Origin of the sequence: Nocardioides sp. (genome assembly GCF_035429765.1) — a bacterium.
In the GTDB taxonomy this organism is placed as follows: domain Bacteria; phylum Actinomycetota; class Actinomycetes; order Propionibacteriales; family Nocardioidaceae; genus Nocardioides.
In genome coordinates this window covers 3424-6080 of sequence record NZ_DAOMFK010000195.1, presented here as the reverse complement: position 1 = coordinate 6080, position 2657 = coordinate 3424, and the positions used below count along the sequence as shown (strand labels likewise).

4 protein-coding genes are annotated in these 2657 nt (G+C 69.9%); 3 read left to right on the top strand and 1 reads right to left on the bottom strand.

All coding sequences use genetic code 11. The annotated features are described in order from the left end of the window. A partial coding sequence (locus tag PLP61_RS14225) for a VWA-like domain-containing protein (protein ID WP_324503408.1) occupies window positions 1–331 on the top strand: 331 nt, incomplete at its 5' end. Between the two features lie 27 nt (window positions 332–358). Here the strand turns inward: PLP61_RS14225 and PLP61_RS14220 are convergent. Continuing rightward, on the bottom strand, window positions 359–1222 hold the full coding sequence (locus PLP61_RS14220; protein ID WP_324503407.1) for a nuclease-related domain-containing protein: 864 nt from the start codon (window positions 1220–1222) through the stop codon (window positions 359–361). Window positions 1223–1315: 93 nt separating this feature from the next. Here PLP61_RS14220 and PLP61_RS14215 point away from each other — a divergent pair, with 93 nt between their 5' ends. Continuing rightward, entirely contained in the window at window positions 1316–2245 is a 930-nt protein-coding gene (locus PLP61_RS14215) for an HNH endonuclease (protein WP_324503406.1), read from the top strand. Between the two features lie 198 nt (window positions 2246–2443). Further along, window positions 2444–2657 (top strand): hypothetical protein (locus PLP61_RS14210; RefSeq protein WP_324503405.1); only part of this gene is annotated, 214 nt, incomplete at its 3' end.

Sequence of the window (2657 nt, the reverse complement as noted above, 5' to 3'; positions counted from 1 at the left end):
GGACGGCGCGCTCCGGGCGTTGGGGGTCGGCGACCCGTCGGTGACGGTGCTCGCCTGCGACGCCGCCGTCGGCGCGGTCTCCCGGGTGCGGCACGCCCGGGACGCCGTCCTGGTCGGCGGCGGCGGCACCGACCTCCGCGTCGGCCTGTTCGCCGCCGAGGCCCTCCGGCCGCGGGTCGACCTGGTCGTGGTGTTCACCGACGGCTACACGCCCTGGCCGGCCGCCGCTCCCCCGGGGTGTGCCGTGATCGCCGGAGTGCTCGGCCGGGACCGGCGGGAGCTCCCACCCACGCCCGGCTGGGTGACGCGGGTGGAGTGTCTGCTGGAGTGAGGCGCGTGTGTGTCTGGACCTGCAGGCTCAGGCAGGCGGGAACGCCCGGCCGAGAACCTCCCAGATCTCGAGCCGCCGATCAGAGGTGATGGTCCCCTCGACCTTGAGTTGCTTGATCGTGTCCACGAGCTCACGGCATGGGAACCCCTCGATGGTGGGCACCCGCAGCCACGGCAAGGTGGCGCCGACGAAGCAGAACATCGAGCGGACCCGCACGTCGTCGAACTCCTCGAGGACGACGCCGACCGCCTCTTGCTGCGCTCGGAGGCTGGCGACCAGGGACGTCTTGTCCCTTCCGCGGATCACTAGCTTCTCCCTGCGCGGGCGGAGCAGCCCACCGCTGACCTCGACATCAACCCTGGCGCCCTCGTAGTGCTTCGCGTCGATCACCCAGACACCCGACGGGGCGACTGCGATGTGGTCGATGTCCCCGCTGCGCTTGCCCGGGCCACGGCGCCTGTTGTGCAGGAACAGCACCTGGTCGCCGCAGGACTTCTCCAGTCTGGCCGCGACTCGGCGTTCCCCCTGAGCACCCCGAGCGAAGGCCGCAGTCGTTGCCGGCTCTGAAGTGACCGCAAGCAGGAAGCCGCCGATGCGGGGATGGCGCTCCCGGACTCGCTTCTCACGTGCCTCGACCCGGCGCTCGTACTCCCGCTCCAGCGACGCCCCCGGCTCGCTCGTCTCGATCGGTCGCGGTGAAGATGGCTCGGCATTCACCGGGGCTGACAGTGGCGGGGCGGCTTCGTCCGCCGGGATGTCGAGGCACGACAGACAGGTCACGGTCCGAAGCCCACGATCCCAGCCCGCTTCTTCGCCGATGGCCAGGGGAATCCCACAGGCCACGCAACTGTCAGGGCGACGCAGGCGCAGGCGCTTGATGGTGGCGGGCATTGTCTCCCCTTGTCCCGAGGTCGGTGGCGGTCCTATATGTAGCCGTTCCGGTGAGTCCCGTCAGGCGAACGCCGGACCTGGTAGACCTGAGCCATGCTGGAAGAGCAGCTCAGTCGCGTCGTCCGCGAGGCGGCGATGGCGTGGCTGGATCGCCGGCCGAGCGAGCGGGTCGATTACGCCTGGTTGTCCGGCTTCGAGTACGACGGCCACCGCATCCCTCTGATGGACCGGCAGCGCGGCATCCGCAAGCCCGCGGGGATGAACGCCGCCCTGTCGATGCGCACCGTCTACACGGCTCCCGACGCCACCCCGCCGTACGACGACGCCGAGGGCGCCGACGGGCTGCTCCGCTACAAGTACCGCGGCGACGACCCGAACCACCCGGAGAACGTGGCACTCCGGCGGGCCGGCGAGGACGGCCTGCCCCTGCTGTGGTTCGTCGGGATCGCACCCGGACTCTACGAGCCGATCTACCCCGTCTGGATCGTCCGCGACGAGCCCGAGCACCTTCAGTTCGTCATCGCCCTGGACGAGGGCGAGCGGCTGATGGGGGCGAGCGGCACCTTCACCACCGAGCAGCGCCGCTACGCCGAAAGGGTCAACAAGACCCGACTGCACCAGCCGATGTTCCGTGCGCGGGTGCTGACGGCGTACGACTCGCGCTGTTCGGTCTGCTCGCTGCGCTTTCCCGAGCTGCTCGACGCGGCACACATCATCGCGGACGGAAGGCCGCACGGCGACCCGGTCGTGCCGAACGGCCTGGCGATGTGCAAGATCCACCACGCTGCCTTCGACCAGAACATCCTCGGCATCGACCCCGCGCTGACGGTGCGGATCCGCCACGACATCCTCGACGCCATCGACGGCCCGATGCTCCGCCACGGCCTCCAGGAGATGCATAACCAGCCGCTGCTGGTCGTCCCCCGCAGCCGACATTCGCGACCCGACGAGGCGCGTTTGGAGGAGCGGTACGCCGAGTTCGTGGGTGGCGTTCCTGAAGTAGAGGACCCGACACGTGCGTGAGACCTGTCCATTCCACAGCGACGAGGACCCCCTCGGTGAGGTTTGTCAGCGCCGAGGTCGGCTACCGGTTCGTATGTGAGCGGAAGGGGCACCCGAAGCCCGGCGCGTACGAGTGGATCAGTCCGCTCCCTCCCCCACCCGGCGTCGAGCTCGGCGGGCTGGCTGAGGAGCTCGGCCTGAGCGTGGGAGCTCCCGGCCGTGCTCGCGGGGTTCCCCGGTCATTGGGTCGAGTACGGCGTGGTCGAGCACGCCTACGCCAAATCACGCCCTGGTGACTGGCGTCGACTGATCGACACGTATGGCCACACGGCGATCAAGCCGTCCCACTACACCGCGTCTGCCTTCCTCGGGGCGACGCTCGGACACCTTGCCCGCAACGGCTTCGTCGCCTACCACGACGGCCCGGCGACCG

Bases quoted from the DNA above. Each gene is read 5' to 3' on its own strand.
- PLP61_RS14220 (WP_324503407.1), bottom strand. From the start codon at position 1,222: ATGCCCGCCACCATCAAGCGCCTGCGCCTGCGTCGCCCTGACAGTTGC.
- PLP61_RS14215 (WP_324503406.1), top strand. From the start codon at position 1,316: ATGCTGGAAGAGCAGCTCAGTCGCGTCGTCCGCGAGGCGGCGATGGCG.